Consider the following 13,083-nt stretch of genomic DNA (forward strand, 5'->3'; position numbering starts at 1 on the left):
CCACGTGGACACCTTCGCGCTGATCGTGACCATCGCTGTCGCGCTCGGTTTCACCTACACCAACGGCTTTCACGACTCCGCCAACGCCATCGCCACCTCGGTCTCCACCCGGGCACTGACCCCGCGTGCGGCTCTGGCGATGGCCGCGGTGATGAACCTCGCGGGCGCGTTCCTCGGCCAGGGGGTCGCCAAGACCGTCAGCGAGGGCCTGATCGCCACGCCGCACGGATCGCGGGGGATGGGCATCCTCTTCGCCGCGCTGGTCGGCGCGATCGTCTGGAACATGGTCACCTGGTACTTCGGGCTTCCGTCCTCGTCCTCCCACGCGCTGTTCGGCGGCATGGTGGGCGCGGCGCTGGCCGGTGGGACCGAGGTCATCTGGACCGGGGTGCTGGAGAAGATCGTCATCCCGATGTTCGTCTCCCCGGTCGTCGGTCTGGTCGCCGGATATCTGGTGATGGTCGCGATCATGTGGATGTTCCGCAGGTCCAACCCGCACAAGGCCAAGCGCGGCTTCCGGATAGCCCAGACCGTCTCGGCGGCGGGTATGGCGCTCGGGCACGGTCTGCAGGACGCACAGAAGACGATGGGAATTGTGGTGATGGCCCTGGTCATCGCCGATGTGGAGGACTCCGGCGACGCGATCCCGGTCTGGGTGAAGATCGTCTGCGCGCTGATGCTGTCCCTCGGTACGTACGCGGGCGGCTGGCGCATCATGCGGACGCTCGGCCGGAAGATCATCGAGCTGGACCCGCCGCAGGGGTTCGCGGCGGAGACGACCGGCGCGTCGATCATGTTCGGCTCGGCGTTCCTGTTCCACGCGCCGATCTCCACGACGCATGTCATCACCTCGGCGATCATGGGCGCCGGGGCGACGAAGCGGGTCAACGCGGTCCGCTGGGGGGTCGCCAAGAACATCGTTCTCGGCTGGTTCATCACGATGCCGGCGGCGGCCCTGGTCGCGGCGCTGAGCTTCTGGATCGTGAACCTGGCCTTCGGCTGAGCCGCGCCGCGGCGAACGGCCGAGCCGCACCGTACGAAGAACCCCGTACGAAGAACCCCGTACGAGGAAGCCGTACGAGGAAGCCGTACGAGGAAGCCGTACGAGGAAGCCCGTACAAATCCGCGCCGTACAAAGAAGTGGGCCCGCCCCCCTGGGAGAGGGGGCGGGCCCTTCGCCGTGCGGTGGCACCGCCATGCAGCACCGCAGGACGGCTGTCGCCTATCCGAAGCGTCCCGAGATGTAGTCCTCGGTCGCCTGCACGGACGGATTGGCGAAGATCCGCTCGGTCTCGTCTATCTCGATGAGCTTGCCGGGCTGGCCGACGGCGGCCAGGTTGAAGAACGCCGTACGGTCCGAGACCCGCGCCGCCTGCTGCATGTTGTGCGTCACGATGACGATCGTGAAGCGCTCCTTCAGCTCCCCGATCAGGTCCTCGATGGCGAGGGTGGAGATCGGGTCGAGGGCGGAGCACGGCTCGTCCATCAGCAGGACGTCCGGCTCGACCGCGATCGCGCGGGCGATGCACAGCCGCTGCTGCTGGCCGCCGGAGAGGCCGGAACCGGGCTTGTTCAGGCGGTCCTTGACCTCGTTCCAGAGGTTGGCGCCCTTGAGGGACTTCTCCACGACCTCGGCCAGCTCGCTCTTGCGGACCTTGCCGTTCAGCCGCAGGCCCGCCGCGACGTTGTCGAAGATCGACATCGTCGGGAACGGGTTCGGACGCTGGAAGACCATGCCGACGGTACGGCGCACCGCGACCGGGTCGACGTTCGCCCCGTACAGGTTCTCGTCGTCCAGCATGACCTTGCCCTCGACCCGGCCGCCGGGGGTGACCTCGTGCATGCGGTTGAGGGTGCGCAGGAAGGTGGACTTGCCGCAGCCGGACGGGCCGATGAAGGCCGTCACGGAGCGGGGCTCCACGGTCATCGAGATGTCGTCGATGGCCCGGTGGGAGCCGTAGTAGGCGGTCAGACCGCTGACGTCGATTCGCTTGGCCATGTCAATCACTGCTTCTTTCGTGGCCCCGCGCGGCGGAGCCGGATATCGGGCCTCAGCGGCCGGTCTTCGGGGCCTTCCAGCGGGCGATGCCGCGCGCCACCAGGTTGAGGATCATGACGAACGCGATCAGCACCAGGGCCGCTGCCCAGGCACGGTCGATCGAGGCCACCTCGCCGGCCTTGTACTGCTCGTAGATGTAGAACGGCAGCGAGGACTGCGCACCGTCGAAGGGGTTCGGGTTGATCAGCTGGCTGCCGAAGACGAGGAGGATGATCGGCGCGGTCTCACCGGCGATACGCGCGATCGCGAGCATCACGCCGGTGGTGATACCGCCGATCGCGGTCGGCAGGACGACCTTGAGGATCGTGCGCCACTTCGGTACGCCGAGGGCGAGCGACGCCTCGCGCAGCTCGTTCGGTACGAGCTTGAGCATCTCCTCGGTGGAGCGGACCACGACCGGGATCATCAGGATCGCCAGCGCGAACGCGCCCATCAGACCGGACGGCTGGGTCTTGGTCATCAGCATGATCGACAGGATGAAGAGACCCGCGACGATGGACGGGATACCGGTCATGACGTCGACGAAGAACGTGACGGCCTTGGCCAGCGCGCCCTTGCCGTACTCGACCAGATACACGGCGGTCAGCAGGCCGATCGGCGTCGAGATCACGGTGGCGATGCCGACCTGCTCCAGCGTGCCGACGAGCGCGTGGTAGACACCACCGCCCACCTCGGTGCTGGGCACACCGGCCATGGAGTGGGACAGGAAGTACCCGTCGAGGGCTGTCACGCCGCGGCGGATGGTCGTCCAGAGCAGTGAGAACAGCGGGATGACGGCGAGGACGAAGCAGACCCAGACGACGCTGGTGGCCAGCCGGTCCCTGGCCTGGCGCTGGTTCTCGACGGTCGTCGTGACGACGTACGAGATGACGATGAAGGCGATGACCGCGATCAGGCCCCACTGGACCTTGCTGTCGAGACCGGCGGCGGTGCCGGTGCCCGCGCCGACGAGGACGCCGAGGAGGGCGAAGCCGGCCGGAGCCCAGCGGGGGAGCCTGCGCTCGCTGAGGCTGCCCCGCCCGCCGGAGGGCGGCAACGGGGTCGGTGTGTCCTGAACAGCTGCGTGGCTCATGCGTTGGCCCCCGAGTACTCCTTGCGGCGCGCGATGATCAGACGGGCCGCGCCGTTCACCAGCAGGGTGAGGACGAAGAGGACCAGACCGGAGGCGATCAGGGCGTCGCGCCCGAACTCATCGGCCTCGTCGAACTTCGCCGCGATGTTCTGGGCGAACGTGCCGCCGCCCGGGTCGAGCAGATGGAGCGAGATCAGATAGTTCGGCGAGAGGACCGTGGCGACGGCCATCGTCTCGCCGAGCGCGCGGCCCAGGCCCAGCATCGACGCGGAGATGACTCCGGAGCGTCCGAAGGGCAGGACCGAGAGCCGGATGACCTCCCAGCGGGTGGCGCCCAGGGCGAGCGCCGCTTCCTCGTTCATGCGCGGGACCTGGAGGAAGACCTCCCGGCTGACGCTGGTCACGATCGGCAGGATCATGATCGCCAGCAGAATGCCGACGGTGAGCATATTGCGCGCCACGCCGGGCTGGGTCTGGTCGAAGATGTACGTCCAGGCGAAGTACTGGTCGAGCCAGGCGTTGAGGCCGCCGAGATACGGCACGAGCACGAGCGCGCCCCAGATGCCGTAGATGATGCTCGGCACGGCGGCCAGCAGGTCCACGACATAGGCGAGGGGCGCGGCCACCTTGCGCGGCGCGTAGTGCGAGATGAACAGCGCGATGCCGACAGCGATCGGAACCGCGATGACCATCGCGATGATCGAGCTGACGACCGTGCCGAAGAGCAGGACCGCGATGCCGAAGACCGGCGGGGACGCGGCGGGGTTCCAGTCGAAGGTCGTGAAGAAGTTGCCCTCGTCCTTGGAGATGGCGATGGCGGCGCGGTAGGCGAGGAACCCCGCGATCGACGCCATGATGACGAGCAGCAGAATGCCCGAGCCCTTGGAGAGGCCCGAGAAGATCTTGTCGCCCGCACGCCCGGTGGAGGTGCCGGCCTTCGGCGGGGCGACCTGTGGGGGCTGCGGGGGCGGTGGGGTGTCTATCGATGTGGTGGAAGCCATGGTCTTTCCGGTCTGTGTGGGGGAGTGCTGGCTCCCCTGGCGGCGGTGCACCGGATGAGGTGGAGGCCGCCGGTCCGGAGAGATCCCCCGGACCGGCGGCCGTCACCTGTTGTTCTGTGGTTACGAGAGGGAGGCGACCGTCTCGCGGACCTTGGCGTTGATCTCGGCCGGGATCGGCGCGTAGCCGGCCTCGGAGAGCAGCTTCTGGCCGTCGGCGCTGGCGGTGTAGGTCAGGAAGGACTTGACCGTGGCCAGGGTCTCGGGCTTGTTGCCCTTGTCACAGGCGATCTCGTAGGTCACCAGGACGATCGGGTAGGCACCGTCGGCCTTGGTGGCGTAGTCGAGGTCGAGAGCCAGGTCCTTGCCGGTGCCCTTGATCTTGGCGGCGGCGATGGCCTTGGAGGCGTTCTCGGAGGTCGCCTCGACCGGGGCCGCGGCACCCGTGTCGATCTTGACCGTCGAGATCTGCTGCGAGGTGGCGTAGGAGAGCTCGAAGTAACCGATCGAGCCGTCGACCTGCTTCACCTGGGTGGCGACACCGGAGGAGCCGGAGGCCGCCTGGCCGCCGGGGGCGGGCCACTTCTTCTCGGCCTCGTACTTCCAGTCGGACGCGGCCGTGGCGCCCAGGTACTTGCCGAGGTTCTGCGTGGTGCCGGAGTCCTCGGAGCGGTGGAAGGCCTGGATCGGCTTCTTGGGGAGCTTGGCGTCGGGGTTGAGCGCCTTGATCGCGGCGTCGTCCCAGCTCTTGATCTTGCTGTCGAAGATCTTGGCGAGCGTGGGGGCGTCGAGGACGAGGCTGTCCACACCCTCCAGGTGGTAACCGATCGCGATCGGTCCGCCGACCATCGGCAGGTTGATGCCCTGGCCGCCGGTGCAGACCTTCTTCGAGTCGGCGACCTCTTCGGGCTTCAGCGCCGAGTCGGAGCCGGCGAAGCCGACCGTGCCCTGGTTGAAGGCGACGATGCCTTCGCCGGACGACGAGGACTTGTAGTTGACCTCGACGCCGGTGCAGCTGGCCATGTAGTTCTTGACCCAGAGGTCCATGGCGTTCTTCTGTGCGCTGGAACCGGACGCGAGCAGCTGGCCCTTGGCGTCCTTGCACACCGCGCTCGTCGCGGCGGAGGGCTTGGAGGACGCGTCGCCGCCCTCGGCGTTGTTGTCCGAACCGCACGCCGTGAGAACCAGGGCGCCGGAGACGGCGAGGGCACCGAGCGCGGTGGCGCGCAGCCCGTTCTTGCGCTGAAGCTTCACTTCGGGTGTTTCCTTCCAGGAGCCGCCGGTCCGAGTCTTTTTACGGCGGCGTGCGTCGGGGTGGCTGGTGCGGCACTGTCACCGTCACCGTGTAAGGCCGAAATTAGGCAGATCAGGTGAAGCCGCCGACGGGGGCGAGTGAACGGAAGGTGAACCTCGCGGGGCGGTGTGGTTCTGGCGGGCGTGGGGGTCACCCGGCCGGCCTACGGGGGGTGCGTACGGGGTACGAGTGCGCTCCGTGGCGGGAGGGGCGATAAGCCGTGCCGGGGGGCTGCTTCGGACGTACTCGCCGGACAGGCCCTACGTCGCGTGCAGCGCGTTCAGGAGCGCGTCCACCAGCAGCCGGTCGCGGGGCTGCGTCAGCCGGTCGCGGGCCTCCGGCGGGGTCAGCCACGCTATGAGGTCGACCTCGTCGTTCGGGATGAACGTCCCTTCCGTCGCCTCGGCCGCCCAGTACGTGACCTCTTTGGGGCGGCCCTGTGCCAGATAGCGCACGGTGCCGAGCCGGGACCCGGGCACACAGTGGTGGCCCGTCTCCTCCAGGACCTCGCGCAGCGCCCCGGCCAGCGGGTCCTCCGCGCGCTTGAGCTTGCCCTTGGGGTGGGACCAGTCGTCGTACTTGGGGCGGTGCACGAGACAGATCTCCGTACCGCCGTCCCCGTACGGCGAGCGGCGCCAGAGCACGCACCCGCCCGCGCGGACGAGGCCCTGCCCGCGCCGCTCGGGCCCGGAGCGGCCCTCGGGCCCGGTGCCCGGTCCGGTGCCCGGCGTCGTGCTCACCGCGCCACCGCCGCCTGCTGCCACACCTGCTGGAACGCGAAGCGCGCCGCCTCCACCTCATGGCGCTGGTCCGCGTGCAGCACGCCCAGGGCGTACGCCGTGGTCGGCGCGATCCGCGGGGTGCGGGCCGCGTTCGCCGCGGCAGCCGCCGCCTCGGCCGCGTCGCGGTGCCGGTCCAGCGCCTGGCCCGCGCCCAGCAGCACCGGGTCGGGGGCGCCGCCGGGGCACCACACCTCCTGGGCGTACCGGTGCAGCCGCAGCAACTGCCGTACCTGATGCCAGGGGGCGTCCTGCGTCTCGCCCTCCGACGAGGTCGCCAGGCCGTGGACCAGCGCCTCCGCGTTGTACGGATGGGCGGCCCGCGCCAGCGGCAGGGCGGCGACGGCGTCCAGCAGCTGCCGCTCGGTGGCCTCGCCGGGTCCGGCGAGCACCTCGACGGCCGGGGCGCTCGCGAGCGGTGCCAGCGGTACTTCGGAGGCCAGTACGGCCACCGCGTCCGCCACCGCGTGGAAGCGGGACGAGCCGAGCGCCTGGAGCGCCGCCGAGTGGGCACGCGTCCGGGCGAGGGTCAGCTGTCGCTCCAGCAGCGCGCCCGCGCGGGACGCGCCGACGGTGAGCGTCCCGGGCGGCCCGCCGGGGTCGGCCCCCGCCCGCGCGCCGGGTACGGAACCGAGCGCGGAGGCCGGTACGGCGACGGGCACGGGCGCCGCGCCCGAGAGCCTGGCCAACGCTCCCACCAGCCGGTGCAACCGGGCCGTGCAGGCGTGTTCCTGGGCCAGCGTGCCGGACAGCCAGCCCAGTTCCGTACGGAGCTGGTCGGCCCAGCCGGGGTCCAGCAGCGGCCGGAACGTATGCAGACCGCCCCCGATCCGGCGCGCCGCGCCGCGCAGTGTCAGGGCGGCCGAGTCGGCCGCCGCCGTGTCCGCGCCGCTCTCCCCGTACAGCCGCAGGCCGCGCAGGAAGTCACCGGCGTGGGAGTGCAGATAGCCGGCCAGGACCTCGCCCGCGGTCAGCCCGTCGGGGCCGGACGCGGTAAGCCGGTCGGTGTCCACTTCATGGTGCTGCACGCCGGCGCCTCCGGGCGTCTATGAGCATTTCCTGTACGTTCCGCAGCGGCTGGCCCTCCGCGTCCGTGGAGTGCCGGGTCCAGTTGCCGTCCGCGCCGAGGTGCCAGGAGGACGTGGTGTCGGACATCCCTGTCTCCATCAGCCGGGTTATCGACGCGCGGTGGGCCGGATCGGTGATCCGGACGAGGGCTTCGATACGGCGGTCCAGATTGCGGTGCATCATGTCGGCGCTGCCGATCCAGACCTCGGGTTCCCCGCCGTTGCCGAAGGCGAAGATCCGGGAGTGTTCCAGGAAGCGGCCGAGGATCGAGCGGACCCGGATGTTCTCGGAGAGGCCGGCGACCCCGGGGCGTACGGCACAGATCCCGCGGACCCAGATGTCCACCGGCACCCCGGCCTGCGAGGCCCGGTAACAGGCGTCGATGAACGCTTCGTCCACGATCGAGTTGACCTTGATACGGACGGAGGCCGGGCGGCCGGCGCGGTGGTGCGCCACTTCCTTGTTGATCCGGGAGATGAGCCCGTCGCGCAGCGACTTCGGGGCGACCAGCAGCCGCCGGTAGGTCTCCCGGCGCGAGTAGCCGGACAGCCGGTTGAACAGGTCGGACAGATCCGCGCCGACCTGCTGGTCCGCGGTGAGCAGGCCGAGGTCCTCGTACAGCCGCGCCGTCTTCGGGTGGTAGTTGCCGGTGCCGACATGGCTGTAGCGGCGCAGGGACTCGCCCTCCTGCCGTACCACCAGCGAGAGCTTGCAGTGCGTCTTCAGTCCGACCAGGCCGTAGACCACATGGCAGCCGGCCTCCTCCAGCTTGCGCGCCCAGGTGATGTTGGCCTGCTCGTCGAAGCGGGCCTTGATCTCGACGAGGACGAGGACCTGCTTGCCGGACTCCGCGGCGTCTATCAGCGCGTCCACGATCGGGGAGTCGCCGGACGTGCGGTACAGCGTCTGCTTGATGGCCAGGACGTCCGGGTCGGCCGCGGCCTGCTCCAGGAACGCCTGGACGGAGGTCGAGAACGAGTCGTACGGGTGGTGCAGGAGCACGTCACGGTTGCGCAGGGCCGCGAAGATGTCGGGCGCGGAGGCGGACTCCACCTCGGCGAGCTGGCGGTTCGTCCCCGCGATGAACTTCGGGTACTTCAGCTCGGGCCGGTCCAGCGAGGCGACCCCGAAGAGCCCGGTGAGATCCAGCGGCCCCGGCAGCGGGTAGACCTCCGCGTCGGTCACCTTCAGCTCGCGCACCAGCCGGTCGAGGATGTCCGGGGCGATGTCCTCCTCGACCTCCAGCCGGACCGGCGGGCCGAAGCGGCGCCGCATGAGCTCCTTCTCCAGCGCCTTGAGGAGGTTCTCGGCGTCGTCCTCCTCCACCTCCAGGTCCTCGTTGCGCGTGACCCGGAACATGTGGTGCGCCAGCACCTCCATCCCGGGGAACAGCTCCTCCAGGTGGGCGGCGATCACGTCCTCCAGCGGCACGTACCGCGAGGGGGACGCCTCCAGGAAGCGGGAGAGCAGCGGCGGCACCTTGACCCGCGCGAAGTGACGGTGGCCGCTCACCGGGTTGCGTACGGTCACGGCCAGGTTGAGCGAGAGGCCGGAGATGTACGGGAAGGGGTGCGCCGGGTCCACGGCGAGGGGCGTGAGGACCGGGAAGATCTGCTGGCGGAAGAGCGTGAAGAGCCGCGCCTGCTCCTTCTCGGTCAGCTCGGGCCAGCGGATGATGTGTATGCCCTCGTCGGCCAGGGCAGGGGCGACATCCTGCTGGTAGCAGGCGGCGTGCCGGGCCATGAGCTCGCGCGAGCGGGTCCAGATCAGATCCAGCACCTCGCGCGGCTGGAGGCCGGAGGCGGAGCGGGTGGCGACACCGGTCGCGATGCGCCGCTTCAGGCCGGCCACCCTGACCATGAAGAACTCGTCCAGGTTGGACGCGAAGATGGCGAGGAAGTTAGCCCGTTCGAGGAGCGGTGTGGTGGGGTCCTCGGCGAGTTCCAGGACCCGTTCGTTGAACGCGAGCCAGCTGCGCTCACGGTCGAGGAACCTGCCCTGGGGCAGGTCGGTGCCGTCCGGGCCGGGCTCCTCCTCGTACGCGTCCAGATCGGCGTCGAGATCGGGTTCGAGGTCGGAGCTGGTCGCGGCCACGGTGTGCGGCCGGTGGGCGGCTATGAAGCCTACGGACGGCTGAGTGTGCTGGACCGGTACCTCGGCGGGCTGCTGGCTCATGTCCCTATTGTTCCGCGCCGAGGGCACGACGGGCGCGTCGGAGAGAGCAGGGGCGAGATGGATCCTGCCGTTGGTCCTGCCGTTCGGCGTGGGGGGCACAGCGGGCTGCATTCAGAGAGGGTCGCAAGAGCGTCTGAATGGCTGGTAACGGCGACATGACGTGAAGGGAAGCGGGACGGGGCTCCCCGGGGGCGATGTGTGCCTCTGGGGAACCCCACCGTAGCGCTGGGTGAGGCGGTGGCCCCGGGTGGGGGCCACCGCCTCGGGCCGGTGCTCGGACGCGGGCGTCGGACCCGGACGTCAGGCGTGGCTGCGGCGCAGCACCCGGAAGGCCGCGAAGACGACCACGGCGGCCAGGACCAGGACGATCCCGGTCTCCATGAGCTGGAGGGGCCAGAAATGGGAGGCGGGGTGGAAGTCGGTGAAGAACGCGTCCCTCGGGGACTTCGCGCACGGCGACGTCGAGAGTCCGATGTCCCAGCATTCCTCGTTGGTCATCCGGCTGCCGTCGGCGAGGATGACGCCCTGCTGCACGTGCCAGGCGTCATCCGGGAAGCGTGCCCCGCCCGAGGCCGTGACGACCGGCCACAGGAAGGGGCGCACCACGTCGAATACGGCCACGACCGCTCCCGTGGCGAGCACGCCGGCGGCCATCGCCACGACGGTACGGCGGGTGAGCATGCCGACGAGGGCGCCGACGGCGACCGCCAGCAGGACATAGGCGATGGCGGTCGGGCCGAGGGCGGGGTAGCCACCGTCGCTCCAGCTGCGCGGGAAGACCCAGCCGAGCCGGACATAGGACCTGGTCCAGCGGAACGTAATGACGAGGAGGGCCGTGCCGACGACGGTGACAGCGGCGGACACGGCGAGCTTCGAGGCGAGCCAGCGGGCGGGCGGCACCGACTGGGTCCAGGCCAGTTTGTACGTTCCGGATTCCAGCTCCCGCGCGATCAGCGGGCCCGCGACGAACGCCGCGACGAGCAGCGGCAGCAGGACGACGGCCGCTCCGCCGTAGGTCTCAGCCCAGCGATACCAGCCGTCCGCGGTCGAAAGGGCGGCACAGGCCTTCCGCTCCCCGCTGTCGCAGCTGCCGGTGGTCTCCGCCGAATTCACCCAGAGCCGAGCCGCGGCCTGGACTCCGATCGTGAGCACCAGGAGCGCCAGTCCCGCCCACAGTGCGCGCCGGTGCTGGCGTACGGCGACCCAGGCCGGGCCGCGCAGGATCGGTGCGCTCATGCCGCCACCGCCGTACGGCCGCGCTCGCCGGTTCCGTTCCCGTTCCCGTCGCCCGGGGGAGGTTCGGCGCTCGGGGTGAGCAGGACGGGCGCGTCCGGGGAGCGCAGATGCGCCAACAGCAGTTCCTCCAGGGAGGGTTCGGTGGTCTGCCAGGCGCTGTCCAGCGGTCCTTCCGGCCGGATCAGCGCGGTCCGTCCGCGCCCCGCCGTACGGGACTCGACGACTGTGTGCGGCGCCAGATCGTCCAGATCCCGGGCCGCCCCGCTCACCAGCCGGTGCGCGCCGAGGATGTCCTCCACCTCGCCCCCGAGCCGCACCCGGCCGCCGTCCACGAGCAGCAGATAGTCGCAGGCGTCGGCCAGTTCCGTGAGGATGTGCGAGGAGATCACGACGGTGGTGCCGTGTTCCGCCGCGCCCGCCATCAGGGCGCCCATCAGCTGATGGCGCGCCAGCGGGTCGAGATCCGCCATCGGCTCGTCCAGCAGCAGCAGTTCGGGCCGCTTGCCGAGCGCGAGGGCGAGCGCGACGCGGGTGCGCTGGCCGCCGGAGAGCGACCTGACCCGCAGGCCGTGATCGAGCGCGCTCCCCGGGCCGCCGCCCTCGATGATCCGCTCGGCGGCGCCCGCGTCCCAGCGCTCCGGGTTCAGCTCGCGGCCCATGCGCAGCGTCTCACCGACCGTCAGCTGCGGGTACAGCGGTTTGTCCTGGGCGACATACGCGAGGTGCGCGCGGGCGTCGGCCGGTGCCGTGCCCAGGACGCGTACGGATCCCTCGGTGGGAGCGAGCAGCCCGGCCGCGTGGGCGAGCAGCGTGGATTTGCCGGCGCCGTTCGGGCCGACGAGGGCGCAGACGCGCCCGGCGGGGATCCGGAACGAACAGCCGCGCAGCGCCCAGCGCTCGCGCCGTCTGCCTCCCGCGAAGCGTTTGCCGAGGCCGGTCGCCTCGATCGCCGCCACAGTCATGCGTCGTCCCCCTTGCTGTGTTCTTCGAAGCGCTCTTCGACCACGGAGGTGAAGAGCGCGGTCACGTCTTCCTTGTCGAGTCCCCCGGCGCGGGCGCGGTCCGCCCAGGCGGCCAGCTCCGTCCGCAGCGCGCTGTCGGCCGAGCCCCGGCCGAGGGTGCCCCGTACGAATGTGCCGAGCCCGCGGCGCCCTTCGGCCAGCCCTTCGCGCTCCAGCTCGCGGTACGCCTTGAGCACGGTGTTGGGGTTGATGGCGGTGGCCGCCACCACCTCGCGCGCGGTGGGCAGTTTGTCGCCGGGCTCCAACAGGCCCAGACGCAGGGCCTGTTTGGTCTGCTGGACGATCTGGAGGTAGGTGGCCACCCCGCTGCGCCGGTCGATGCGGTATTCGATCACCCGCAACCACCCTTTCACTAGGGAAGTAGTGAAAGGGTCCTGCAAGAAAGGGGCGGCGTCAAGGACGCCGCCCCTTAACTCCCTGTATCCGCGGGTTCAGGACTCCGTGCGGTACATGAGATCGACCTCGTGCGTGCTGAAGCCGAGCCGCTCGTACACCGTCAGGGCCGCCGTGTTGTCGGCGTCCACATAGAGCATCGCGGTCGGCAGCCCCTGCGCCGCCAGATGCCGCAGCCCGATCGCGGTGAGCGCCTTGCCGAGCCCGCCGCCCTGCGCGTCGGGCCTGATGCCGAGGACGTACACCTCACCGAGCTGCTCCTCGGCGTGCACCTTGGTCCAGTGGAAACCGACCAGCTCGCCGTCGCGCTCGGCCAGGAAGAAGCCCTTCGGGTCGAACCACGGCTCGGCGGTACGGTCGTCCAGGTCCCGCTGGGTCAGCGCGCCCTGCTCGGGGTGGTGGGCGAAGGCCGCGGCGTTGACCGCGAGCCAGGCCGCGTCGTCCTGGCCGGGGACGAACGTACGGACGGTGACCCCGGCGGGCAGCACCGGTTCGGGGATCGCCGGCGGGACCAGCGGGCGCCGCAGCTGGCGCAGTTCACGGAAGAGGGTCAGCCCGAGCACCTGGGCCAGATGCCGGGCGGCCGACCTGCCGCCGTGCGCCCACACCCGCAGCCGCTTCCCGGACGCGCCCAGCAGCGCCGTACCCAGCGCCCGGCCATGGCCCCGGCCACGGAGCCCGGGACGTACGACCAGCTCCGCGGCCGGGGCCTCGATGGGGTCGGTGTCCTCCAGCTGTCCGTAGCCGACGAGTTCGCCGTCGACGGTCAGCAGGAAGTGCCGTACGCCCTCCCGGCGCCCGCCGCGCAACTGGAGCCGGCCCTGCTCGGAGACCGCCTGCACCCCGTCCGAGGCGGCGGCCTCCGCCAGCAGGGCGAGTACGTCCTCGGCCTGCTGGGGGGTGAGCGCGTCGAGGGTCTGGATCTGCCGGCCGGGCTCGTGGGCTACTGCGTCAGTCATGGGTCGAGGGTACGGCCCGGCGTGCGGG

The 13,083-nt window shown here is 70.5% G+C and carries 12 protein-coding genes; 1 reads left to right on the forward strand and 11 read right to left on the reverse strand.

Annotation, left to right across the window (positions count from 1 at the left end; translation table 11 throughout):
• Positions 1 to 4: 4 nt before the first annotated feature.
• Positions 5 to 1,003, forward strand: a complete 999-nt coding sequence (locus ACFRKB_RS14620) for an inorganic phosphate transporter (RefSeq protein ID WP_383106074.1) — start codon at positions 5 to 7, stop codon at positions 1,001 to 1,003.
• A gap of 219 nt (positions 1,004 to 1,222) precedes the next feature.
• Here the strand turns inward: ACFRKB_RS14620 and pstB are convergent, their stop codons facing one another.
• The 11 genes from pstB to mshD all read right to left on the reverse strand — a co-directional run bounded on the left by pstB (position 1,223) and on the right by mshD (position 13,055).
• Positions 1,223 to 1,999, reverse strand: coding sequence for a phosphate ABC transporter ATP-binding protein PstB (gene pstB, locus ACFRKB_RS14625; protein ID WP_365975913.1), 777 nt, complete (start codon positions 1,997 to 1,999; stop codon positions 1,223 to 1,225).
• Positions 2,000 to 2,051: 52 nt separating this feature from the next.
• The gene (pstA, locus tag ACFRKB_RS14630) at positions 2,052 to 3,131 is read right to left on the reverse strand and encodes a phosphate ABC transporter permease PstA (RefSeq protein WP_383106076.1); all 1,080 of its coding nucleotides are present in this window, start codon (positions 3,129 to 3,131) and stop codon (positions 2,052 to 2,054) included.
• A complete protein-coding gene (gene pstC, locus ACFRKB_RS14635; RefSeq protein ID WP_383106077.1) occupies positions 3,128 to 4,132 on the reverse strand; it encodes a phosphate ABC transporter permease subunit PstC in 1,005 nt (334 codons plus the stop codon). The genes pstA and pstC overlap by 4 nt, the downstream gene beginning before the upstream one ends.
• 120 nt (positions 4,133 to 4,252) lie before the next feature.
• Positions 4,253 to 5,383 carry a phosphate ABC transporter substrate-binding protein PstS gene (pstS, locus tag ACFRKB_RS14640; RefSeq protein ID WP_383106079.1) on the reverse strand — a complete coding sequence of 377 codons (1,131 nt, stop codon included), beginning with the start codon at positions 5,381 to 5,383 and terminating at the stop codon, positions 4,253 to 4,255.
• Positions 5,384 to 5,683: 300 nt separating this feature from the next.
• On the reverse strand, positions 5,684 to 6,067 hold the full coding sequence (locus ACFRKB_RS14645) for an NUDIX hydrolase (RefSeq protein ID WP_383106385.1): 384 nt from the start codon (positions 6,065 to 6,067) through the stop codon (positions 5,684 to 5,686).
• A 92-nt stretch (positions 6,068 to 6,159) separates the two neighbouring features.
• Positions 6,160 to 7,230 carry a CHAD domain-containing protein gene (locus ACFRKB_RS14650; RefSeq protein WP_383106081.1) on the reverse strand — a complete coding sequence of 357 codons (1,071 nt, stop codon included), beginning with the start codon at positions 7,228 to 7,230 and terminating at the stop codon, positions 6,160 to 6,162.
• Positions 7,217 to 9,445 carry an RNA degradosome polyphosphate kinase gene (locus ACFRKB_RS14655; protein WP_383106082.1) on the reverse strand — a complete coding sequence of 743 codons (2,229 nt, stop codon included), beginning with the start codon at positions 9,443 to 9,445 and terminating at the stop codon, positions 7,217 to 7,219. Before ACFRKB_RS14655 ends, ACFRKB_RS14650 begins: the two co-directional genes overlap by 14 nt.
• A gap of 300 nt (positions 9,446 to 9,745) precedes the next feature.
• On the reverse strand, positions 9,746 to 10,681 hold the full coding sequence (locus ACFRKB_RS14660) for an ABC transporter permease subunit (protein WP_383106084.1): 936 nt from the start codon (positions 10,679 to 10,681) through the stop codon (positions 9,746 to 9,748).
• On the reverse strand, positions 10,678 to 11,643 hold the full coding sequence (locus ACFRKB_RS14665) for an ABC transporter ATP-binding protein (protein ID WP_383106086.1): 966 nt from the start codon (positions 11,641 to 11,643) through the stop codon (positions 10,678 to 10,680). Before ACFRKB_RS14665 ends, ACFRKB_RS14660 begins: the two co-directional genes overlap by 4 nt.
• Positions 11,640 to 12,038 (reverse strand): GntR family transcriptional regulator, encoded by a 399-nt coding sequence (locus ACFRKB_RS14670; RefSeq protein ID WP_383106087.1) that lies wholly within the window; start codon positions 12,036 to 12,038, stop codon positions 11,640 to 11,642. The genes ACFRKB_RS14665 and ACFRKB_RS14670 overlap by 4 nt, the downstream gene beginning before the upstream one ends.
• Before the next feature lie 96 nt (positions 12,039 to 12,134).
• On the reverse strand, positions 12,135 to 13,055 hold the full coding sequence (gene mshD, locus ACFRKB_RS14675; RefSeq protein ID WP_383106089.1) for a mycothiol synthase: 921 nt from the start codon (positions 13,053 to 13,055) through the stop codon (positions 12,135 to 12,137).
• Positions 13,056 to 13,083 lie beyond the last annotated feature (28 nt).

The organism is Streptomyces scopuliridis (assembly GCF_042790125.1).
GTDB classification, from domain to species: domain Bacteria; phylum Actinomycetota; class Actinomycetes; order Streptomycetales; family Streptomycetaceae; genus Streptomyces; species Streptomyces scopuliridis_A.